This window comes from Synechococcus sp. CBW1004 (assembly GCF_015840715.1).
GTDB lineage: Bacteria > Cyanobacteriota > Cyanobacteriia > PCC-6307 > Cyanobiaceae > Cyanobium.
This window is the reverse complement of sequence record NZ_CP060397.1, coordinates 2,322,418-2,344,196: the sequence shown is the minus strand read 5'-3', so window position 1 is coordinate 2,344,196 and position 21,779 is coordinate 2,322,418. Positions and strand designations below refer to the sequence as shown.

The following is a 21,779-nucleotide window of genomic DNA, read 5'->3' as shown; positions in this document are numbered from 1 at the left end:
CGCCATGGCAGCGAGCGTGCGATCAGAGGTCGTCCTCCTCGTCTTCCTCGTCCTCCTCGTCGTCAGGAAAGCTGTCCAACCAGGTCTGATGGTCCTCTTGGATCAGGGCCTTGAGTTCCTCGTCGTCTGCCAACTGACGGTAGTGGTAGATGGTGCGCCCCTTGAAGCGCCGTTTCTTGGTGAGATCCAACAGCCACGTGATGCCATCGTCATCGTCTTTGGTGATCACCCAGATCTGGGCATCCTCGCGCTTGAGCATCGGGAAGAGCCTGTATTGCCTCAGGGGGTGATGCGGTTGCAGATAGGCGTCCAGAAACGCCAACGCTGAGTCCACCACCTCCAAGGGGACCATCTGCCAGGGATCGAGAATTTCGAGGACCTCCCTGGATGCCACGGCCGGGTCTGAGTCGAAGGCTGGTTGTTGCCATTCGGGCACTGTGCTGGGGTCGTGATGCAGCTGGCCCGCGGCCTTGAGGCTGAGATAGCGCTTGTGGAATGCACTCCACAAGCCCGGCCCCAGCTGAGCGCGAGCGATGAACACACCATCGCAGACGATCTTCTCGGCAAAGGGACAAAGGGCGGTATGAACCACATGGCCACGGGCGCCGAAGATGGCACCGGGGGGCTGGGTGAGGCCGATGGCGCTGTAGCCCTCGCTGCCATCGGCACTCAGAAAGATGGCGCCTCGCTTGAGATCCTTAAGGTGCACATATTCTTCCAGCTTCATCTGTCGCAGGGCGTCGAGAACCTCGGGATCGGTCCAGGTGCCCTGCCGTCTGAGAAACGTCTCCGCCTCATCGAGCAGCTCAGGAGTCTCCTGCAGTCGCTCCCTTGCATGCACAAGGGAGGCCGTCGGGTTGTCCGGCGGATCGAGGGCTGCGATGGCATGCACGGCTAGGGCCACCTGCTCGTAGGTGGCCATGAAGCGCTTGGCATCCTCTGGAGACAGAAGCATCGATCAAGCTTCGCTCAACCCAGCCTTACACCCTCGCCACGGCAAGGCGCAATCAGGCCTTTGCGGGCGCCACCTCGCTGCCTATCCGGTGCTGGATCTGGCGTCTGTACGCCGTGAGCTCCAGCGCCTGCGAGCTGAGGGGATGGAGCCATTGCCTTTGGACGCTGCGGCCTGGAGGTCGTTTCAGGCCCTGGGCCACTGCCCGGAAGTGTTCCTGCGGCCCCCGGATCTGCTTCAACGCCGCAGTCTCGAACATCGACGACCACCCCCGCAACCATGCGCTGCTGGCCAGGTCAACAAGCTGGCAGCTCAGCCCCGCCTACGGCCTGGCCATGGCCTGCGGCCTGGTGGACCGCAGCCCCAGCCGCGCCTTTCTCTACCCGGGGCTGGAGCTGGATCCGGAGCTGATGGGCAGAGGCAGGGCCACTGCTTGGCTCCTGGCAGGGGCACGATTCACCAACGTTCAGCTCACCCCCCATCAACTTCAAGGGCAGGCTGAAACTGGAGCTTCAGCAGCTCCTGCGGCAGGGTGATTTCATTAAGCAGAATGGGAGGCGGCTGTAACGTTCTCCATGGGAAGAGAACGTGAAGTGAAAGTGTAAATTATTAATCTTTAGCCGAATCTGCTCAAGTCAGGCTAGCATGAGACCTAAGTAAACGATGCAAGAGGGCTAGGCTATTTAGAGGGAGGTTAAAAGAGCGATGCGCTTGGGCTGACCCCCTTGAAGCATTGGAGTAGGCCTTCGATGAAGGAATCAAGAGTTGGGGCGAGACGTAAAAATCCGACGGCGCAGCTTCCGTGAATACCCAAATGCACACGCAGCACCCATCAGCGGAAGCGGTCCGGGCACGTCTTCAACTGCTTCAACTGTGAGAGACCGGAATTGCAGAGAGCTAACGGGGCCTGGAAAGGTGGAGTTATCGATGTTATTGGTGATCAGAATCGGCGTGTTGGCGGATGCGATAAACTGATTTGTAAAAAGTTGAGAGGACCAATCTGGAAAGCTAGTTTGAAGTGAAGAAAAACTGCCCTGAGAAAAGGTAAGTGAGGGAGTTCCCGGAATCTCATAATCATTAAATCCAGTTAGGTATGATACTAATTTAACTGACTTATTGAACTGAAGCTGTAGGGAGGATGTAAATTGGCAAAAGTCTTCTGAAGCACTGCTATTGCCGGAAAAGCATAGGCCATCGGAATCCGCTTTTGATAGATTTGTTGACGAGACAAAATTTGAAATCGTCAAAATTATGTCATCTTGCGTTAAAATTACCTCGGCCAAGCCGGTTAAGCCTCCTCCGTCGAAGTTGTACGTTGTGAGAGCTTTTGCTTGGCTGCTGGCAAGTACAAGAAGTACAGCGCTGATAGCTGATCTTTTGATGAACACTTGATCTACATTACAAAACCTGCACGAAATTTGCACGAAGTTCGGCAGGCGCGATCCGGGGGGGGCACTTTTTGAACTGGCACAGGGCTGCCGGTCGCTGGCGGCTCTCGCATCCCCCGGGAGCTCGCCGTTACGTTGACGCCATCTTCTCCAGTGCCATGCCCTGGTCCGCTGCCGACATCCCCGATCAGTCGGGTCGGCTGGCCCTGATCACCGGCGCCAACAGCGGTTTGGGGCTGGAGACGGCCCGGGCGCTGCTAGCCAGGGGAGCCTCGGTGATCCTGGCCTGCCGCTCGCCGGAACGGGCCGAGCGGGCCCGCCAGCAGCTCTTGCCCGACGCCCGGGATGGCGCTGCCATCGATCTGCTGGAGCTGGATCTGGCCCACCTGGCCTCGGTGCGCGCCGCCGCCTGCCAGCTGCAGGATCGCTATGGCCGTCTCGATCTGCTGATCAACAACGCCGGCGTGATGGGTCTGCCGCGCAGCCTCACCCGCGACGGTTTTGAGCGTCAGTTCGGCATCAACCACCTCGGCCACTTCGCCCTCACCCTGGCCCTGCTGCCCCTGCTGCGCGGCCAGCCCGATGCCCGGGTGGTCACCGTGACCTCCGGCGCCCAGTATTTCGGCAGCATCAGCTTTGACGACCTCCAGGGCGAGCGCCGCTACGACCGCTGGCAGGCCTATGGCCAGAGCAAGCTGGCCAATGTGATGTTCGCCCTGGAGCTGCAGCAGCGGCTGGATGCCGAGGCCGCCGGAGTCACCTCCCTGGCCGCGCACCCCGGTGTGGCCCGCACCAACCTGCAGCCGGCCTCGGTGGCGGCCAGCGGTTCCTGGGCGGAGGCCCTGGCCTATCGGCTGATGACCCCCCTGTTTCAGAGCGCCGCCCAGGGCGCCCTGCCCCAGCTCCACGCCGCTACGGCGCCAGGGGTGCGGCGCGCTGGCCACTACGCACCCGATCAGATGGGAGGGATGCGTGGCTGGCCCACCGAGGCCCGGGTGGCACCGGCCGCTCGCGATCCCGAGCAGCGCCGTCGCCTCTGGCAGGTGAGCGAGGAGCTCTGCGCGGCCGCTTAGCTGGCCCAGCCATCCCTTGATGGCCGGCGCTGAACACCGGCGGCGGGCAGTCGGCCGATAATCCAGGTTGCGCGCCGTTCCCTGGCCGATCCAGCCCACCCATGCTTCCGCCTCCCCCAGCGGTCCCGCTCCAGATTCCTGCCTTCGCAGCCCCGGGAGTGAACCCTCCCGCTCGCTCTGAACGGTCGGGGTCGCTGTGATCCCGCTGTTGGTTCTGGCCGCCCTGATCGCCCTGCTGGCCTTCTTCTCGGCCGGCGAGATGGCCCTGATCCGCCTGCGCCCCAGCCGCGTGCAGCAACTGGTGGAGGATGGCCAGCCTGGCGCCGAGGCGGTGGCCAAGTTGCAGCGCCGGCTGCGCCGGGCCCTGGTGGCCACCCAGCTGGGGATGGTGCTGGCCCTGGTGGCCCTGGGCTGGGCCGGTCGCGTTGTGGCCGAGCGGCTGGCTCTGAACGCTGCGGGCCTGCTGCCCCAGGCTTCGGTCGACCTGGGGGTGTTTCTGTCGCTGGCGCTGCTGGCCACTCTGCTGGGCGGTCTGGCGCCCAAGGCATGGGGTGCTGCACCGGCCCGAGCACTCCGCCCTCAGCCTGGCGCCCCTGCTGGATGCGCTCAGCCGCGCGCTCGCTCCGCTGCTCAGCCTGGTGGAGCGGTTGGCCTCCCTGCTGCTCCACCTGCTGGGTCTGCCCCGCAACTGGGATGAACTGGTGCCCGCCCTCTCGGCTGGCGAACTGGAGAGCCTGATCGAAACCGGCAGCGTCACCGGCCTGATGCCCGATGAGCGCAACATCCTCGAAGGGGTGTTCTCCCTGCGCGACACCCTGGTGCGGGAGGTGATGGTGCCCCGTGCGGGCATGGTCACCCTGCCGCTGGAGGTCACCTTCGCCGAGCTGATGCGGGCGGTGCATGACACCGCCCATGCCCGCTTCCCGGTGATCGGCCGCTCCCTCGATGACGTGCGCGGTCTGCTCGATCTGCGCCACCTGGCCGATCCGATCGCCAGCGGCCTGCTTCGGCCTGAGTCCCCCCTGCATCCCTACATCCGCCCCGTGGCCCGCGTGCAGGAGAGCACCCCCCTGGCCGAGCTGCTGCCCTTGATCCGCAGCGGCCAGCCGCTGCTGGTGGTGGTGGATGAGCACGGCGGCACGGCGGGGCTGGTCACCGTGGCTGACCTCACCAGCGAGATCGTCGGTGAGGACGACAACCCCCTGGAACCCGACACCGATCTGATCAGCCTGGATGCGGGCCGCTGGTCGGTGGCCGGTGATCTGGAGATCTGCGAGCTCAATCGCCAGCTGCCGCTGCCCCTGCCGGAGGCGGAGGAGCACCACACCCTGGCCGGTTTCGTGCTGGAGCGGCTCCAGCACATTCCGGCCCCTGGGGAGGGGTTGCGCTGGAAGGGCTATCAGTTTCGGATCCTGGCCATGGACGGGCCCCGGATCGAGCGGGTGCAGATCGAACGGCGCCCCGGTCCGGAACCCTGAATCAACGCAGCGCGAACGGAGCGATCACGCATCACCGATAATTGAGACATTTGGAAGCCTTGCCATGAACCCGGTGCGTGTGGGTGTCATCGGCATCGGCAACATGGGCTGGCACCACGCCAGGGTGCTCAGCCTGATCAAGGATGCGGAGCTGGTGGGTGTGGCCGATCCGGATCCAGCCCGGGGGCAGCTGGCCACCCAGCAGTTCGGTTGCCGCTGGTTCGCCGACTACGGGCACCTGCTGCCCCATGTGGATGCGGTCTGCATCGCCGTGCCGACCCTGCTCCACCACCGGGTGGGTCTGGCCTGCCTGCAGGCCGGCAGCCATGTGCTGATCGAGAAGCCGATCGCCGCCAGCCAGGAGGAGGCCGAAGCGTTGATCAGGGCCGCGGATCAGGCCGGCGTGCTGCTGCAGGTGGGCCACATCGAGCGCTTCAATCCCGCCTTCCGCGAACTGGTCAAGGTGGTGGCCGGCGAGGAGGTGGTGGTGCTGGAGGCCCGCCGCCACAGCCCCAACCCCGATCGCGCCAACGACGTGTCGGTGGTGCTCGACCTGATGATCCACGACATCGACCTGGTGCTGGAGCTGGCCGGCGCGCCGGTGGTGCGGCTGGCGGCGGCCGGGGGACGCAGCGCGAGGCCCCATTGGGACCGAACTGTATCGCCGTTGTGCTGGTTTCTGCACCTGCTGTGCACTACATCTGGTGTGGGGCCTCGCGACAAGGGCACAGTTGCCCGCCACTGGTGGTGCGACCCTGTGCAGCCCAGTGCGGCATCCAAGGGCTCCTACCTGTCGAACGCGTGGCATGCCGATGACACAGTTCGACACACGAAGAACCTGAGATAGGCATTCCCCAGGCATAGCCTCGCCGAGATCCCTTGCTATACCTGAGCTCCGGGCTGTCTCATAATCCGCCTTAGGCGAGTTCGATCCTCGCGACCCCCATCACACACTGAGCAACGCAGGAGTTGGGCTTCCGTGGCGGGTGCGCCGCCCTCGGGCTGGATCAGGGCACGGGGTTCCTCGACTGCCGTGGCGCTGTCGCCCAGCTCTTCCGCCAGACCGCGATCGAGGCGGCCAGGCTGCGCCGCAGCGCATCGGCCACCAGTCCACGTCCCAGGCCCTGGCCTTGATGCGGTATCGCTGCAATCCTCCAGATCAGCCAGCTGGGCCGTGGTCTGCTCAGGCGTGAGGGAAAGCAACGTGCGATCGAGCAGCCCATCCCGTGCCCGTTCCTGGCAGCTGAGCAGCGCAGTGGCCGCGGGTCAGGCAGGCAGCCACCAGCACTGTCGTGCGATCCGCTCTGGAGGTGGGCCGGCTGCCGGGAGCGCACCCCATTGACAGCCAGTGCGATTCTCAAGAAAGAGTGGGACTTTGTAAGGCCAGAAGCATGAAAGTCACCGTTGAGCTTTCAGATTCTGAGATGGCAGAGATCATGGATCTCACGGGCGAGCGCAAGAAGGGCCCCGCCATCCGGCGTCTGATGGAAGAGGCCCTGCAGCAGCGACGCCGGGCGCAGATCGCCCAGCGGTTCCTCAACGGCGAATGGGGCGTGGAACTGGACACTTATGAGGCCGACCAGGAGCGGGAGCGACAGCGCGCGCAGGAGATCAGCCCATGACCCTGCTGATCGACACCAGCCTTTGGATCGACTTCACCCGATCCCGCAGCCCAGCTCTCCTGAAGCAGTTCATTACCCCCTATGTGCTGGATGCCACTGCCCATCTGGCCGAGCCGGTGCGCTTCGAGGTTCTTCGAGTCGCACGACCGGAGGAAGCACGCCTGCTTGAGGCGCAGTTCAACACCCTGCCCTGCCTGTCCACGCCATCAGATGTCTGGCAGCAGGCGATTGCCCTTGGCCAGGCCTGCCGTCAGGTCGGCCGCACGGTATTGAGCCTTGATCTGCTGGTGGCCGCCGTAGCACTGCACCACAACGCGGAGCTCGTGAGCTTCGATGCCGACTTCGAAGCCATCGCCTCCGTGAGTGCGCTGCGCCTCAACCGCCTGAACCGTCCTGTCTGAGCCCAAAATCACGACCGCCTGCTGGCGCTGGGGCGCGCTTCTCCGACGGGTCTGGGGCAGCAGAACGTGCCCTGCCACAATGCTGAGCACTGTGGCTCCGGTCTCTGGGCTGATCAGATCGCGCCAGCAGCGCGAGCCAATCGCTTTGGGGGCCTGGCCGGAATTGTGGGCTTCAAACGGGCCTTATCGGCTTCTGATGCCGTCGTTGTAGCTTCTTGGGCGCCTTGGCAGCTTGAAGACAGTGCTCTGCTGCCATGCGCTCGCCGTTTCGTGATTCACCGCCACTGCGTCTGTGGCGATCCAGCCAGCGATGGCGCAGCAGCGTTCTGAGCAACTGGCGCGGCGATCTGGCGGGAGGCATCACCACCGCCGTGGTGGCCCTGCCGCTGGCGATGGCCTTCGGCGTCACCTCCGGTGCCGGTGCGATCGCCGGTCTGTGGGGCGCCATTGTGTTGGGCTTTCTAGCTGCGCCACTGGGCGGAACACCGGCGCAGGTGTCAGGCCCCACCGGTCCCATGACCGTGATCATGGCGGGCATCATCACCACCATGGTGGCGCGCTACGGACCGGCTTCGGGCCTGGCGATGGCGTTCACCGTGGCCTTGGTGGCAGGCCTGCTGCAGGTGGTGTTCGGCCTGCTGCGGCTCGGTCAGTACATCGTTCAGATTCCCTACTCGGTGATCTCCGGCTTCATGTCGGGCATCGGCGTGATCGTGGTGCTGCTGCAGCTGCCCGTGCTGCTGGGGCTGGAACTGCGGGGCTCGATTCCGCAGATCCTGGCGGCTCTGCCGCAGCAGGTCGGCTCCATCAATCCTGTGGCGCTGCTGGTCGGCGCCTCGAGCTTCGCCGTTGTGCGCTGGACGCCGAAGCGATGGAGCCATTGGCTGCCGGCACCACTGCTGGCGCTGATCCTGATCAGCATCCTCAGCCTGCTGCTGCCGCAGGACGCCGTGACCAGGCTCGGGGCGATTCCGCAGGGCTGGCCCCACCTGCAGTGGCCCCAGCTGCGCCTGGACGACCTGCGCCTGATCGGTGGCTATGCCATCACCCTGGCTGTGCTCGGGTCGATCGATTCCCTGCTCACCTCGTTGGTGGCTGACAACATCACCCGCACCCAGCACCACTCCAATCGCGAACTGATCGGCCAGGGCATCGGCAACATGGCCGCCGCTCTGGTGGGTGGCCTGCCCGGAGCGGGCGCCACGATGCGCACGGTGACCAACGTGCAGGCCGGAGGCCGCACGCCCCTCTCGGGCATGGTGCATGCTGCCGCGTTGCTGATGGTCACCCTGGGCGCCGGACCGCTGGCCTCGCTGGTGCCACTGGCGGTGTTGGGGGGAATCCTGCTCCATGTGGGGCTCGAGATCATCGACTGGCCCTTCCTGCACAGAGCTCCGAAGGTGTCCTGGAAGGCCACGGGGTTGATGTGGCTGGTGCTGCTGCTCACCGTTTTCTGGGATCTCGTGACCGCCGTCGTGATCGGCGTCTCGATCGCCAACATCATCACCATCAAAGATCAGGCCGACGCGCTCCAGCAGGCGACACAACGACTGGCAGGGGGCGATGATCTCAGCACCCTGAGCCCCCAGGAACAGCAGCTGCTGGAGCAGGCGGGTTCATCGGCGGCGCTGCTGCGGCTCGAAGGGCCGCTCAGCTTCGGCGCCAGCCGCTACCTGACCCAGCTGCTCAGCGACAGCACCGCCTACAGCTGCCTGGTGCTTGATCTGAGCGCTGTCAGCCATCTGGGAGTCACCGCATCACTGGCCATCGATGCGTTGTGCCGTGACGCGGCCAAACAGGGGCGGCGCGTGCTGATCGCCGTGCCCCAGGCGCGGTTCCGTGACCGACTCAACCGCTTCGGGGTGTCGCGCTACGGATCAGCACAACTGCTGCCCAGCCGCGCGGCGGCGATCGCCCAGCTCGACGCGGCGCGGGTAACGTGAGTTGACGCCCCTGACGGCTCTGGTCAAGGTGACAAGGAGCCCCACCTGAACCCGCGACGCCTATGGATGCCCTGCAGCAAGCATTGCTGATCTTTGCCGTGGGCGCGGTGGTGACCGCCTCCACCACGGCCATGATCGTGCGAGGCCATCTGCAGTGGCGCGGCCGCGATCCCTGGGAGCAGCACTGAGACATGGACAGTGGGGTTGTGACACCGCTGCTGTCGCCCGGCATCGCCTGGGCACTGGTGGTGGTCTTCGCCGTGCTCTGGATCGCCCTTGGTGTGGCCTGGGGACGGGGCGGCAAGGGCGACGCCGACGACTACATGCTCGCCGGCCGCAACATCGGCCTGGCCCTCAGCACCGCCACGCTGATGGCGTCGTGGGTGACCGGCAACACCACCCTGCTGGCCCCCGAATTCGGCTACCGCAATGGCCTCTGGGGGATGTTCAGCTATGCCCTGGCCGGCCTGGGCTTGATCCTGTTCGCACCCCTGGCGATCCGCATCAAAAGGCTGATGCCCCACGGGCGCACCAGCGGCGACTTCATTCGCCTGCGCTACGGCCGCGCCGCCTGGTGGGTGTTCATGGCGATCACCGCGGTTTACACCCTGGGCTTTCTGATGACCCAGGCCATGGGCGCCGGGATCCTGCTGGAGGCGCTTTCGGGCTTTGATTACCGGCTCGGCATGGTGGTGGTGATCGGCGTGTCCACCGTTTACACGCTCTATGGCGGCATGCGTGCGGTGGTGGGTACCGACTTCATCCAGTCGCTGCTGATCATGGGGTTGCTGGTGGTGGTGGCGGTGCTGGCGTTCCAGCGCTTTCCGCTCGAGCTGGTGCACAGCAGCCTCAGTGCGAGCCATCCCGATCGGCTCAACCTGCTGCTGCCGGCGGGCCTGCTGATCGCCTGGAACTCTGCGCTGTTTTCGATGGGCGAGGTGTTTCACAACAACATCTGGTGGTCGCGGGTGTTCTCCAGCCGCGCCTCGGTGGTCGTCAACGCCTTCGTCCTGGGCGGCCTGGCCTGGATGACCGTGCCGATCGTGACGGGCTCGCTCGGCCTGGTGGCCCTGGCGCAGAACCTTGCGCTGCCCCAGGTGAACATGGTGTTCCCGGTGATGGCCTCACAGCTGCTGGGCGCCGGCGGCGCCGCGCTGGTGTTTGTGGTGGTGTTCGCCTCTCTGACCTCGACACTCGATTCGCTGCTGGCCTCCACCGCCGATCTGGTCGCCGAGGATGTGGTGTTCAAACTGCTCAACCCGCAGCTGAGCGATGCCCAGCTGCGCCAGGCCACCAAGCTGGTGGTGGTGGGGCTCGGCCTGCTCACCCTGGTGCTGTCGTGGCCGCGGCTCGATTCGCTGGCCTCGGTGCTGTTTTTCACCGGCGCCCTGGTGGCCTCGACCGTGTGGCCTGTGGCCTATGGGCTCTACTGGTCACAGGCCAACCGCCACGCCGCCATCGCGGCCATGCTGGCGGGCAGCGCCGTGGGGCTGGTGGCCTATGTGCAGATCGCCCCGTACTGCGCCGCCTTGTTTTCAACCGCGGTCTCGGCGCTGGTGATGGCCGTGGGCAGCAGCCTCAGGCCCGAGCGCTTCCAGTGGCACCTTCTCAGGGAGGCCTGACCCGATGCTTCACGGCCTGGCACCGACCGTGTTGGCGAGCACCAGCTGGATGGCCAGTCTGCAGCTGCTGCGTCTGGTGGTTTACGGCAGCCTTGCCGCTCTGGCGCTGGCCGTGGTGGTGCTGCTGTTGATCTGGTGGCACGAATGGCGCTCAGGCAAAGCCTGGTGAGGCGGCCATGCCGGGAAAGTCAGGCCATTACTCTGTATCAACCGCTACCAAATCAGGTCAAATTTGAAGATTCGCTTGCGATCCGTGCAAGGCGGAAGCACGTTCATGCATGGTGTTAAAAACGCAGAAGTGCAGCGCAACACGCTTCGCTGCCCTGGTTGTAGCCCTCGCATTCATGGTGATCCTGACACCCGAAAAGCATGCCGATCCAGCCGCCTCGATCCGGTTTCGCCCCCTCGGCCCTGACACCTACGGCGCCACCCAGCCCCAGGCGCTGCTGAGCAACATCCAGGAAGACGGCGAAGCCCTGCACGACCTGGCGGATCAGCATGTGGTGTCAATCCGGCCATTTCGCGCCGAAACCCTGCTGCAGCTGTTCCGGCTGGCGGCCAAGTTCGAGAGCAATCCCAAGCGCTACATCACCCACAACACACCCCTCAAAGGCAAGATTCTGATCAACGCCTTCTACGAGCCCAGCACGCGCACGCGCCTTTCCTTTGACAGTGCCTGGCACCGCCTGGGCGGGGATTCCATCAACATCACCGACCGCAGCAGCACCGGCATCGCCAAGGGCGAATCGCTCACCGATGTCGCCCACATGTTCAACAACTATGGCGACTGTGTGGTGCTGCGCGACAACCATGCTGAAGCCGTCTACGAGATGACGGAGGCGCTGCGCATCCCGATCATCAATGCGGGCAATGGGATCGACCAGCACCCCACCCAGGCGATGGCCGACCTGTTCACCCTGCTCAAATGGAGACCGAGCCTCGCGAACACCAACGTTCCCGCCAGCTCCAGGATCCGCATCGGCATCGTGGGCATTCCCAATCGCATGCGCACGGTGAGATCGCTGCTGCACATCCTCGCCAAGTTCCCCCAGATCGTCGACGAGCTGGTGATCATCCACGACGCAGCGACGCACCCCTCAGATGATCTGTTCGATCCAGGGCAGCTAGAGGAGCTGCAACAGGCGGGGCTGACGCTGCGGCTGAGCACCAATCTGCATCGCGAGATTCCTGAGCTCGATGTGATCTACATCAATGCCATCGCCTGGGTTGGTGACAGCTATGAAGTACACGGCAGCTGCTTTCGCCTGACGCGCGATCTTCCCTACAAAGCCGACGCCATCGTTCTGCATCCCCTCGCCCGTGGCCCGGAACTGAGCACCTGCATGGACGACACGCCGCACAACTGGTATTTCAGCCAGGCTCGTGGAGCCGTATTCCTGCGCATGGCGCTGCTGACCTGCCTGGTGAACCGCACCGACCGCGTCATGGATGTGATCTGAAGCATGTGCGGAATCGGCGGCATCTTTCACAACAACCCTGCGGAGGCGGTGGATCCGCAGCTGCTGGTGAACATGGCCGCGATTCAGGTGCACCGCGGCCCCGATGGTTTCGGTGTGCGCGGCATCGACGATGCCGGCGTGGGCTTCTGCCATGCCCGCCTCTCGATCATTGATCTCAACGAGAACCGCGCCCGCCAACCGTTCATCAGCGGCGATGGCCAGCTGCTGATGGCGCACAACGGCGAGTTCTACGACTTTCAGCGCATCCGCGCCGACCTGACCGCCCGCGGCATGCGCTTCACCAGCAAGAGCGACTCCGAAATCCTGCTGCGGCTCTACCAGCAGCAGGGCCTCGAGAGCACCCTGCCGCAACTGCGGGGCGAGTTCGCCTTCGCCCTCTACGACCGCAGCGAGGACTGTCTTTACCTGGTGCGCGATCGCTTCGGCATCAAGCCCCAGTACTGGTGCCTGACGCCGCAGGGGTTGGTGTTTGGCTCGGAACTGAAGGTGTTGTTTGCCCACCCGGCCGTGGAGCGGCGCTTCACCTCCGAAGGCCTGTTCCACCAGCTGATGCAGACCATGGTGCCCGGCAGCACGGCCTTCGCCGGCATTCAGCAGGTGCGACCCGGCCATGTGCTCAAGGTGCAGCGGCGCGACGGGCAGCTCGAGGTCTCGCAATGGTGTTACTGGGATCTCAACTTCCCGCGTGAGCACGAGCGCGACCGCAGCCTGGGCGAAGCGCACCACATTGCCGCGATCCGTGAGGCGCTGCTCGAGGCGGTCGAACTGCGAATGGTGGCCGATGTACCCGTGGGCTGCTACCTCTCCGGCGGCATCGACAGCTGCTCGATCCTGGGGCTGGCTGCCGCCGTGAGTCAGACCCCGGTCAAGGCCTTCACGATCGGCTTCGATGACGCCCGCTACGACGAGACGCCGATCGCCCGGGAGATGGCCGATGCCACCGGCGCCGAGCAGGATGTGCTGCGCCTCAGCGGCGAGCAGCTCTACGGCTGGATGGAGCGCACGCTCTGGCACACCGAACGCACCATCTACAACACCCTGGCGGTGGCGAAGTTCCTGATGAGTCGCCACGTCAACGATGTCGACTACAAGGTGGTGATGACGGGCGAGGGCTCCGATGAGCTGTTCGGCGGCTATCCCGCCTTCCGCCGCGACATGTACCTGCACGGCCTCGACGACCTGCCCGAGGAGGAACGCCGCAGCTGCCAGCAGCTGCTGGATCAGTCGAACGCCCTGGTGCAGGGCGCCATGCTGGCGGCGGATCAGATCGATGATCCCGATCTCACCGCCGTGGTGGGCTTCACGCCAAGCTGCCTGCAGCCCTGGTTGGCCTGCGCACCGCTGGTGCCGGAGCTCCTGGCCGACGAGCATCGGACGGCCCTGGAGGGCTATTCACCCGGCAGGGCAATCGCCGCCGAGCTCAACCCCGAACAGCTGGAGGGGCGCCACGCGCTCGATCGCGCCCAGTACGTGTGGATCAAGACCATGCTCGAGGGGCAGATCCTCACCTGGGGCGGCGACCGGGTGGACATGGCCAACTCGATGGAGGCTCGCCCTGCCTTTCTCGATCATCACCTCGCCGAAGTGGCGGTGCAGGTGCCGCCGGAGCTGCGCATCAAGGGCAAAACAGAGAAATATGTGCTGCGCGAGGCCATGGCGGGCCTGCTGCCGGAGGTGCTCTACAAGCGCGAGAAATTTGCCTTCATGGCGCCACCGGCCCACACCGAGCCGAAGAAATGGCAGCAGATGAAGGAGCTGGCCGACACCCACCTCAACCCCGAGGCCATCGCCGCTGCGGGGCTGCTCAGCGCCGAGGGGGTGAACCGTCTGTTCGCACGCCACGATGACCCCGCCACCTCCGATGCCGAACGGGTGCAGTTGGATGCGGTCATCAACCACCTGCTGGGCGTGCAGATGCTGCACCGCCTGTTCATCGCCACCGACATCCCGGCCAAGGCCAGGGCGATGGCCGATGCGCTGGGCTGGCACCCTGAAGTGTCATCGTCACTACAGGAGAGCGCTCGGCGACCGGAGATTCTCTGTTGAGCTTTCTGAGGTCATCACCGCTTGTCTCTGGCGTCCCCCGTCGCGCCACGTCTTCAGCCCAATGGGCTCCGCCTGCTGGCGGCGCTTGAGGCGATGGCTGAAGTGGGCGCCCAGCCCGACGGCAGCATCTGCAGGCGTGGCTTCAGCCCTGAAGACCGGCAGGGCCGTGAACTGCTCGGCAGCTGGCTGCTGCAGGCCGGGCTCACGGCGCGGGTGGATTCCGCCGGCAACCTGATCGCGCGCCGCGAAGGATCCGAGCCCCACCTGCCGGCCCTGGTCACGGGCTCCCACCTCGACACGGTGCCCACGGGGGGCCGCTACGACGGCGCCCTGGGGGTGATCGCCGGGCTGGAAGTGCTGCGCTGCCTGCAGGACTGTGAGCACCAGCTGCGCCACCCGTTGGAACTGGTGGTGTTCGCCGATGAGGAATCGACGATGGTGGGCTGCAAGGGCATGACCGGTGCCGCCAGCGCCGATCCGGACGCCTACACCACCAGCAACGGCGAATCGATTGAGCGCAACCTGGCCCATCTGGGTGGCGATTGGGCCCATCTGGCCGAGGCCCGCCGCAGCGACGGCGAAATTGCCGCCTTTCTGGAGCTGCACGTGGAGCAGGGCGGTGTGTTGGAGCAGCGCCAGCACACGATCGGTGTGGTGGAGGGCGTGGTGGGGCAGCGGCGGTTCACGATCCGCGTGCAGGGGCAGGCCAACCACGCCGGCACCACCCCCATGCACGACCGCCAGGATGCCCTGGTGGCCGCCTCCCAGGTGGTGCTGGCGGTGCAACAGCTCGCCGCTGGCCATCCCGGGCAGCCGGTCGCCACCGTGGGCCGCCTCGACGTGTGGCCCAACGCCGCCAATGTGGTGCCCGGCGAGGTGGTACTGAGCGTGGACCTGCGCGATCTCAGCAGCGCGGTGCTCAACGCCCTCGAGCGAGGGCTGCGTCAGCAGCTGCAACGGATCGAGGCCAGCAGCGGCTGTCGTCTGGTCATCGAACCCCAGTTCGAAGTGCAGCCCACACCGGCGGACCCCACCGTGATGGCCACCATTGCCCGTTGCGCTGCAGACCTGGGTTACAGCGCCAGCCCATTGCCGAGCCGTGCCAGCCACGATGCACAGGAAATGGGGCGCCGCTGGCCCATGGGAATGATCTTTGTGCCCAGCCACCGCGGACTGAGCCACTCGGCCGCCGAATTCACCAGCCTTGAGCAATGCCTGGCCGGCACCAGTGTGCTGCTGGCGAGCCTGCTGCAACTTGATCGCGCGCTGGATCCAGGCCGGGATCCATGACGTTCTCGATCCTGGCGCGGGATCCGGGCAACGGACGCTTCGGGGTGGCCGTGGCCACCTTTCATCTGGCTGTCGGATCCACCGTGCCGCACATTCGCTCCGGTGTGGGTGCCGTCGCCACCCAGGCCCACACCAACCCTTATCTGGGCATCTGCGGGCTGGAGCGTCTTGAACAGAACCTCAGCGCCGAGCAGGTGAAAGCCAGCCTGCTGCGCGACGATCCCCAACGGAACCTGCGCCAGTTTCACCTGATCGATGCCCGCGGCCAGACCGCCGCCTGGACGGGCGCAGACTGCGGTGAGTGGGCGGGTCACCGGAGCCGCGAGGGGGTTGCCGTGGCGGGCAATCTGCTGGTGGGGGAAGCCGTCCTGATCGCCATGGAAGAGGCCTTTCTCACCAGTGACCCCAGCTGGAAGCTTGGACGACGCCTGATCCACGCGCTGCATGCGGGCGAAGCCGCCGGCGGCGACAGGCGTGCCAGCCACGCCACCTCCGCAGCCCTGCAGGTGAGTGGCGAGGCAGCTTTCCCGCTGCTCGATCTGCGAATCGATTACCACGACCAGGCCCTCTCTGAGCTGACCCTGCTCTATGAGCGCAGCCAGATGCACTGGGCGCAGACCTGGCGCGACGAACTAGCCCAACGGCCGATCATCAGCCGTCATGTGGCCTGAAAGCAGACCGCGATCTTCTCGGTCGGTTTCACTCGTCCAATACGTCGGGATCGCCGTTCAGCGTTCGTTTTGCCTGGCGATTTGCCTAAGGAACCCCTGAAAAACCCGATAGAATCAGTACAGTTCCAATAATGAGACTGGCAGCGGATGGCGGCCCCCCTCCAGTTGGGTTTCACGGACTACGAGCAGACCTACGCCAAGAAGAAAACGCGCCGGCAGCGCTTCCTCGATGAGATGGAAGCCACAGTGCCCTGGGATCCTTTCCTGGCCTTGATTTCGCCTGTGTACCACAGGCCTTCTGCCAAGGGCGGGCGCCCACCGTTTCCGCTGGAGGTGATGCTGCGCATCCACCTGCTGCAGCAGTGGTTCACGCTTTCCGATCCCTTGATGGAGGAGATGCTGATCGATACCCCCTGCTTCCGCCGCTTTGCTGGGATCGACATGGTTGAGGACCGGATCCCTGACGAGACGACGATCCTGAACTTCCGCCACCTCCTGGAAGAGAATCGGATAGCAGAGCAGATCCTGGAGACGGTGAACCAGAGCCTGCGGGAGAAGGGCGTGATGCTTAAGGAGGGTACGATCCTCGATGCCACAATCATCAACGCTCCCAGTTCAACCAAGAACAAGACGGGCGAGCGGGATCCTGAAATGCACTCGGTGGCCAAAGGCAACCAGTGGTTCTTTGGGATGCGGTGCCACATCGGTGTGGATGCAGCCTCGGGTCTGGTCCATTCCGTGGTGAGCACGGCTGCCAACGTCCATGAGCTGAACACGGCACCCGATCGCGTCCATGGCGAGGAACGCGTGATCTACGGCGACTCTGGCCACATCGGCATCGAAAAGCGTGAGGCGTTCAAGGACTGCGAAGCAGAGATGCGCATCGCCATGAAGCCCGGACAGCGCCGAGTTCTACCGGACACCCCAGAGGGAAGACTGCTGGATCTGATGGAGGCGGCGAAAGCACATGTCAGGGCAAAGGTGGAGCATCCATTTCGGATCATCAAGTGCCAGTTTGGATTTCGGAAGGTCTTCTACCGAGGCATCCGCAAGAACAACCTCAAGCTGACGATGCTGTTTGCCCTCGCCAATCTCTGGATGGTGCGCGAACGTTGTCCTTCTACAGCGTAAATGACAGAATAAGTGTGCCATCTTGAGGGTGAGCAGCCAAAAATGATCGGGGAACTCACGAGAAATAAGCCAGTCAGGCCCTGGATTGAAGCACCTGGCGAGTAGCCAAGGACAAAATACCCCACTTGTGTCTCATTGACGAGAATGAGACACGCTTGCGCTCAATTCCCGGTCTTGATCAGAGCTTCCCTAACCATGGCGCCAGGGGTCCATTTCCTCATTGTCGTGCCTCGCTGGCCCTGGCGGATCTCCTCCCAAGGGCTGGGCGTTGGGCTTGAGAACCTCGTATTGGACTGGGTTCCCGTGAAACGGAGAGGGTGGGATTCGAACCCACGGAAGGTTGCCCTTCAAACGATTTCGAGTCGTTCGCTTTCGACCACTCAGCCACCTCTCCCGGTGGGGCTCACGCCGACTGCCGCGGGGACGGGAGTGCACAAGCCGGCCGCAATTGTACGGGCCGTCACCCCCCGGGGGCCTGCAGGGAACCACTGTCGCCGCTGGCGCGCCAGGGCGGTGGCAATGCGCCGCTGCGCCCCGATCCGCTGATCCAGCGCCAGCCACCGGAGCTGCCTCGCCGCTGCAGGGCCCGCCGCTCCTGCGGCCTGGGCTGGAACCCCAGCCACACCCCCTGTGGCGGCGTCTCGTCCAGATCCTGCCAGGCCTGCAGGGCCTGCCTGTCGGGCAGCAGGAGCCACCGCTGGCTGCCGAGCTCCAGATGCAGGGCATGGCTGTCCTGCGTCAGCGCCTGCACCGCCAGTCCCGGACTCTCGAGCCGCTCCCCCGCCGCCAGGGGCAGGCTGTCATCGCCATAGGCCACCACAAGGTCGCTCTGCTCCCTCCAGCAGGCGGGATCCTGCGACGCGACCGGATCAAGGAGCAGCACCCAGTCCAGACGCGGCAGGCCGAGTCCCTTCACCAGGCTGCCCACCTGGCGGCAGCTGAACGGATCGGCGCGGCTGCTGATCAACGCACCGCGGCCCTGGCTGCGTGCCAGCAGCAGATCGCGTCCTTCGCCGGCACTCCCCTGGTGCACCAGCAGCAGCTGATCGGCCCGCAGCAGCTGCAGATGGGCCGCCGCCACCACCAGGAGCAGCAGCAGCGCCATCGGCCTGAGCCAGCGACGCGGCAGCGGCAGCAACAAGCCCAGGACCGCCAGGGCGAACAGGGCCACCAGCAGCGGCAGCGGCCGTCCGATCTGCCACTGGGCCATCGGCAGGCGTGCGAACCAGGCGGCGATCGCCAGCAACAGCCTTGCCAGCGGATCCACCGCCAGCAGCAGCAGGGGCAGCAGGGATGGCACGAGCAGCGCCACCGCCGCCAGCAGCATCGCCGCCAGGGTCAGAGGTGTCAGCAGCGGCCCGGCCACGAGGTTCGCGGGCACCGCATAGAGCGGCACCACCCCGAAGTGCAGCAGCTGCAACGGCAGTGTCCAGAGGGTCGCCGCCAGGGGCACCGACAGGGCCGGCGCCAGCAGCCGCTGCAGCCAGCCCGGCCGGCCGCCCCGTCCATCAGGAAGCCGCGCCGCGATCGCCTGCTCCAGCGGCGAGGCCGTGATCAGCAGGCCGGCCGTTGCCAGCACCGAGAACTGGAAGCCCACATCCCGCAGCCAGGCGGGCTGGAGCCAGAGCATCGTCACCGCGGTGACCAGCAGCAAAGGCAGCGGCCTGGCGCGGCGGCCGCACTCCAGTGCCAGCAGCGCCACAGCCCCCATCAGCACCGCCCGCACCACCGAGCCCTGTGGCCCCGCCAGCAGCAGAAAGGCGAGGATCGCCCCTGCCGAGAGCACCAGCCGCAGCGGCCGGGGGAGGGGCCGGCCCAGCGCCGTCACCACCCCCAGCAGCACCGTCAGGTGAAACCCCGAGGCCGCCAGCGCATGGGAGAGCCCCGCGGCGCGGAAGGCCTCGCGCAGCTCCAGGGGAAGAGGCACCACGGCACTCCCGAGCACCAGGGCCGCCAGCAGACCGCCGCGTTCGGCTCCGGCGGCATCGATGAGCCGCCCGGCGATGCGCTGGCGCAGATCGAGGATCGGCGTCGCGGGGCGCTCCAGCACCTGCAACTGCTGCACCCGCAGGCGGGTCCGCACCCCCTGCCCCGCCAGCCGCTCGGCCGGACCGGCGAGCAGCGGATGGGGCGCGGGCCGCAGCCGCCTCAGCTCACCGCTGGCCCGCACCTGCCAGCCCTGGCGCAGGGGCGGGCAGGGATCCAGCGCCAGCTCCGTGCGACCAACGGCGGTCTGCAGCAGCGCCTTGCAGGGGCCCTCGCCTGGCTGCACGTCGGACGCAGGCGGCGGGGCGGGGCTGGCAGGCCGCGGGGATGACGGCGGCGGCCGGCGGGGATCCTCGAGCAGGGCGCCCCGCAGGGTCACGGGCACCGGCCCATCACCACCGGCGAGCCAGCGCACCGGATCAGCGGGTCCCAGGGCGGCCGGCCGCAGGCGCAGCCCGAACAGCACCAGGAACGCCAGGACCAGCGCCACTGCGATCAGCCGAGTGGCCAGCCGCGTGGCCACGCCCGCACCCTGGCGCCTGCCGGCGACTGCTGCGCTGACCATGCCCTCGGCCGACACCTGCCAGGGGAGAGTTCCCTCCGCCGGGCAAGGCCAGCCCTGCCGGCGCGGGTGCGGCTCTTCGTCGCCTGCCTGGGATCAGGCGGGCACCGGCTCAGCGGCGCGCTGCAGCAGCGCGCCGGCCTGCTCCCGGGCCAGCAGCGGGAAGCCCAGCGCCTCGCGCTCCGCCAGCCAGGCCTCGGCCACCTGCCGCGCCAGATGGCGGATGCGGGCGATGGTGGCGGTGCGCTCGGTCACCGAGATGACGCCGCGGGCCTCCAGCAGGTTGAAGGTGTGGCTGCACTTGAGCACGAAATCGAGCGCCGGCGCCGGCAGGCACGCCGCCACCAGATCGGTGGCCTCGGCCTCATACAGCGCGAAGAGCTGCTGCAGCCGCTCCGGGTTGGAGGCCTCGAAGTTGTAGGTGCACTGGCCCTTCTCGAACGGCAGCCAGATGTCGCCGTAGGAGCGGTTGCCATCCCAGGAGAGCTCCCAGATGCTCTCGACATCCTGCAGATACATGGCCAGCCGCTCGAGGCCGTAGGTGATCTCGATCGACACCGGTGTGCAGTCGATGCCGCCGCACTGCTGGAAATAGGTGAACTGGGTCACCTCCATGCCATCGAGCCACACCTCCCAGCCCACGCCCCAGGCGCCGAGGGTGGGCGACTCCCAGTTGTCCTCCACGAAGCGGATGTCATGCTCGGCCGCCCGGATGCCGAGGGCCTCCAGGGAGGCCAGGTAGGTCTCCTGGATCGCGTCGGGGCTGGGTTTGATCAGCACCTGGTACTGGAAGTAGTGCTGGGCGCGGTTGGGGTTGTCGCCATAGCGGCCGTCGGTGGGACGGCGGCAGGGCTCCGGATAGGCCACCGCCCAGGGCTCCGGCCCGATCGCCCGCAGCACCGTGTGCGGACTCATGGTGCCCGCACCCTTCTCGGTGTCGTAGGGCTGGAGGATTAGGCAGCCCTGCTCCGCCCAGAAGCGGTTGAGGGTGGCGATGATGTCCTGGAAGTGCATCGCGGGTCGGGGGAGCTGCGTGCCGGCCATTCTCCCTGTCGCTGCGTTCAGGCCACCAGCTCCAGCAGCCCCATCAGCCCCCCGGCCAGAGAGCGATGGCCGACGTGCTGGAAGCCCGCCTGCCGGGCCAGCGCGCACAGCGCCTCCTGCGTGGGGAAGCGATCAAGGCTCGCCTGCAGATAGGCGTACTGCGCCTCGAGTCCGGCCAGCCGCGCCGTGGGCACCACCACCCGGCGCAGCATCAACCGCTGGAAGCGTTCCACGGTCGCCTCGCCGAGGCCGGCCTGCGGATCGGGGCGGCGGAAATCGAGCACGGCCGCTCGGGCTCCAGGCCGGAGCAGCCGCCGCAGCTCCTGCAGCCCGGCGCCGGGATCGGCCAGGTTGCGCAGGCCATAGGCCATCACGGCCCCGTCCATGCAGGCCTCCGGCAGGCCGGTGGCCAGGGCATCGCCCTGCTGCCAGCGCAGGGGCAACCAGGGCTGGGCGGCGGCCCGGCGCCGGGCCAGGGCCAGCGGCGCAGCGGCGGCATCGAGACCGAGCACCTCGCCACCGGGCCGCACCCGAGCCGCCATGAGCAGCGCCAGATCGCCGGTGCCGCAGCAGAGATCGATCAGCCGCTGGCCTGGACGCGGCTGCAGCCACAGCAGGGCCTGACGCTTCCAGAGGCGATGCAGGCCCAGGCTCAGCAGGTCGTTGAGCTGGTCGTAGCGGGGTGCGACGGCCTCGAACAGGCTGCGGACCGCCGCCGGATCACCGGGCTTCACCGGCGCTGGCCTGACGGATCAGATCCTCGGAGTCCCAGGGCAGCACGAGAGCATCGAGACTGACACCGGCCTCGACGGGGGGAGGGGGCAGCAGCAGGCCCCGCGCCTCGAGCCGTACGGGACTGGTGAAGGTGATCACCATCACGGTGGCCAGCCCCACGGCCGCGGAGCAGACCATGCAGCCGGCCAGCATCAGCGAGAACTCCCGCCGGTCGTTGGCGGCCTGCATCAGCTGCAGGGCCCAGGCGACCAAGGCCACCACCAGTGCCACCATCACCAGGGCGGTCAGGGTCAACAGCGGTGCCGGCAGGGCGAGGAGGGCGGTCAAGGCAAGGCGGGGGTGCAGCCTGGACTG

At 66.3% G+C, this 21,779-nt stretch carries 19 protein-coding genes, 1 tRNA gene and 2 pseudogenes; 15 read left to right on the top strand and 7 right to left on the bottom strand.

Annotated features, from left to right (window positions below; translation table 11 throughout):
• Positions 1 to 22: 22 nt before the first annotated feature.
• Positions 23 to 955 (bottom strand): hypothetical protein, encoded by a 933-nt coding sequence (locus tag H8F25_RS11155; protein WP_197210469.1) that lies wholly within the window; start codon positions 953 to 955, stop codon positions 23 to 25.
• A gap of 113 nt (positions 956 to 1,068) precedes the next feature.
• On the opposite strand from H8F25_RS11155, the gene H8F25_RS17750 reads away from it, so the two are divergent.
• Positions 1,069 to 1,488: a HipA domain-containing protein gene (locus tag H8F25_RS17750; protein WP_231596780.1), complete on the top strand. Its 420-nt coding sequence runs from the start codon at positions 1,069 to 1,071 to the stop codon at positions 1,486 to 1,488.
• Positions 1,489 to 1,710: 222 nt separating this feature from the next.
• On the opposite strand, the gene H8F25_RS11145 is transcribed toward H8F25_RS17750, so the two are convergent.
• Positions 1,711 to 2,340 carry a hypothetical protein gene (locus H8F25_RS11145; protein WP_197210468.1) on the bottom strand — a complete coding sequence of 210 codons (630 nt, stop codon included), beginning with the start codon at positions 2,338 to 2,340 and terminating at the stop codon, positions 1,711 to 1,713.
• Between the two features lie 158 nt (positions 2,341 to 2,498).
• Between H8F25_RS11145 and H8F25_RS11140 the strand changes: the two genes are divergently transcribed.
• From H8F25_RS11140 to H8F25_RS11080, 14 genes and pseudogenes are all read left to right on the top strand, one after another.
• Entirely contained in the window at positions 2,499 to 3,413 is a 915-nt protein-coding gene (locus H8F25_RS11140) for an oxidoreductase (RefSeq protein WP_197210467.1), read from the top strand.
• A 199-nt stretch (positions 3,414 to 3,612) separates the two neighbouring features.
• Positions 3,613 to 4,891 (top strand): annotated as a pseudogene (locus H8F25_RS11135) (hemolysin family protein).
• 64 nt (positions 4,892 to 4,955) lie between these two features.
• Positions 4,956 to 5,528 (top strand): annotated as a pseudogene (locus H8F25_RS11130) (Gfo/Idh/MocA family oxidoreductase); the annotation flags it as partial.
• 787 nt (positions 5,529 to 6,315) lie between these two features.
• Positions 6,316 to 6,513 carry a hypothetical protein gene (locus H8F25_RS11125; RefSeq protein ID WP_197210466.1) on the top strand — a complete coding sequence of 66 codons (198 nt, stop codon included), beginning with the start codon at positions 6,316 to 6,318 and terminating at the stop codon, positions 6,511 to 6,513.
• A complete protein-coding gene (locus tag H8F25_RS11120; RefSeq protein ID WP_197210465.1) occupies positions 6,510 to 6,914 on the top strand; it encodes a PIN domain nuclease in 405 nt (134 codons plus the stop codon). Before H8F25_RS11125 ends, H8F25_RS11120 begins: the two co-directional genes overlap by 4 nt.
• Positions 6,915 to 7,168: 254 nt before the next feature.
• Entirely contained in the window at positions 7,169 to 8,857 is a 1,689-nt protein-coding gene (locus H8F25_RS11115; protein ID WP_197210464.1) for a SulP family inorganic anion transporter, read from the top strand.
• 62 nt (positions 8,858 to 8,919) lie between these two features.
• Positions 8,920 to 9,045 carry a hypothetical protein gene (locus tag H8F25_RS17985; protein ID WP_255518278.1) on the top strand — a complete coding sequence of 42 codons (126 nt, stop codon included), beginning with the start codon at positions 8,920 to 8,922 and terminating at the stop codon, positions 9,043 to 9,045.
• A gap of 3 nt (positions 9,046 to 9,048) precedes the next feature.
• Entirely contained in the window at positions 9,049 to 10,479 is a 1,431-nt protein-coding gene (locus tag H8F25_RS11110) for an urea transporter (RefSeq protein WP_197210463.1), read from the top strand.
• A 4-nt stretch (positions 10,480 to 10,483) separates the two neighbouring features.
• On the top strand, positions 10,484 to 10,648 hold the full coding sequence (locus H8F25_RS11105) for a hypothetical protein (RefSeq protein ID WP_197214058.1): 165 nt from the start codon (positions 10,484 to 10,486) through the stop codon (positions 10,646 to 10,648).
• A gap of 175 nt (positions 10,649 to 10,823) precedes the next feature.
• Entirely contained in the window at positions 10,824 to 11,939 is a 1,116-nt protein-coding gene (locus tag H8F25_RS11100) for an aspartate carbamoyltransferase (RefSeq protein WP_197210462.1), read from the top strand.
• 3 nt (positions 11,940 to 11,942) lie between these two features.
• Positions 11,943 to 14,006 carry an asparagine synthase (glutamine-hydrolyzing) gene (gene asnB, locus H8F25_RS11095; RefSeq protein ID WP_197210461.1) on the top strand — a complete coding sequence of 688 codons (2,064 nt, stop codon included), beginning with the start codon at positions 11,943 to 11,945 and terminating at the stop codon, positions 14,004 to 14,006.
• Between the two features lie 21 nt (positions 14,007 to 14,027).
• Positions 14,028 to 15,296: a Zn-dependent hydrolase gene (locus H8F25_RS11090; RefSeq protein WP_231596779.1), complete on the top strand. Its 1,269-nt coding sequence runs from the start codon at positions 14,028 to 14,030 to the stop codon at positions 15,294 to 15,296.
• Complete coding sequence (locus H8F25_RS11085) at positions 15,293 to 15,967, top strand: DUF1028 domain-containing protein (protein WP_197210460.1); 675 nt, start codon at positions 15,293 to 15,295, stop codon at positions 15,965 to 15,967. The genes H8F25_RS11090 and H8F25_RS11085 overlap by 4 nt, the downstream gene beginning before the upstream one ends.
• Before the next feature lie 147 nt (positions 15,968 to 16,114).
• Complete coding sequence (locus H8F25_RS11080) at positions 16,115 to 17,098, top strand: IS5 family transposase (protein WP_197210200.1); 984 nt, start codon at positions 16,115 to 16,117, stop codon at positions 17,096 to 17,098.
• A gap of 309 nt (positions 17,099 to 17,407) precedes the next feature.
• Here H8F25_RS11080 and H8F25_RS11075 read toward each other — a convergent pair.
• The 5 genes from H8F25_RS11075 to H8F25_RS11055 all read right to left on the bottom strand — a co-directional run bounded on the left by H8F25_RS11075 (position 17,408) and on the right by H8F25_RS11055 (position 21,752).
• Positions 17,408 to 17,492: transfer RNA gene (locus H8F25_RS11075), tRNA-Ser, on the bottom strand.
• Positions 17,493 to 17,558: 66 nt separating this feature from the next.
• Complete coding sequence (locus H8F25_RS11070) at positions 17,559 to 19,649, bottom strand: ComEC/Rec2 family competence protein (RefSeq protein WP_197210459.1); 2,091 nt, start codon at positions 19,647 to 19,649, stop codon at positions 17,559 to 17,561.
• A gap of 93 nt (positions 19,650 to 19,742) precedes the next feature.
• A complete protein-coding gene (glyQ, locus tag H8F25_RS11065; protein ID WP_197210458.1) occupies positions 19,743 to 20,660 on the bottom strand; it encodes a glycine--tRNA ligase subunit alpha in 918 nt (305 codons plus the stop codon).
• A gap of 47 nt (positions 20,661 to 20,707) precedes the next feature.
• Positions 20,708 to 21,424 carry a bifunctional demethylmenaquinone methyltransferase/2-methoxy-6-polyprenyl-1,4-benzoquinol methylase UbiE gene (ubiE, locus tag H8F25_RS11060; protein WP_197210457.1) on the bottom strand — a complete coding sequence of 239 codons (717 nt, stop codon included), beginning with the start codon at positions 21,422 to 21,424 and terminating at the stop codon, positions 20,708 to 20,710.
• Positions 21,411 to 21,752, bottom strand: a complete 342-nt coding sequence (locus tag H8F25_RS11055; RefSeq protein ID WP_231596778.1) for a hypothetical protein — start codon at positions 21,750 to 21,752, stop codon at positions 21,411 to 21,413. The genes ubiE and H8F25_RS11055 overlap by 14 nt, the downstream gene beginning before the upstream one ends.
• Positions 21,753 to 21,779 lie beyond the last annotated feature (27 nt).